This window comes from Pseudomonas sp. Pseusp11 (assembly GCF_047304405.1).
Taxonomy (GTDB): Bacteria; Pseudomonadota; Gammaproteobacteria; order Pseudomonadales; family Pseudomonadaceae; genus Aquipseudomonas.
The window spans coordinates 1-250 of sequence record NZ_JBGLZF010000117.1 but is presented as its reverse complement, the minus strand read 5'-3'; the positions used below and the strand labels follow the sequence as shown (position 1 = coordinate 250).

Here is a 250-nt window from a genome sequence, read left to right as displayed (position 1 = left end):
CTTCAGATGCGTGCAACCGGTTACATCCAGCAGCAGTCCGTCGGGCGGATCCAGCGCAATCAGCGGGGTATACCGCAAACACCATTCAGCCAGCCCGGTTAGCAGTTTCACCGCCCTGCCTTTTTTTCCGTCAAAGACGACAAGGTCAGGGGTGATCACCTTGGCATCGGCAACGGTCATCCCCTCTTCGATCCCGAACTGCTGGGCAACGGCGGTTGCCGCTGTCACCAAAAGCCGGCTATGATCAGGC

Annotated in this window: 1 pseudogene; it reads right to left on the bottom strand. The window is 58.8% G+C overall.

The features are described from left to right. Positions 1-228: pseudogene (locus tag ACCC96_RS30390) on the bottom strand (DNA polymerase Y family protein); the annotation flags it as partial. Positions 229-250 lie beyond the last annotated feature (22 nt).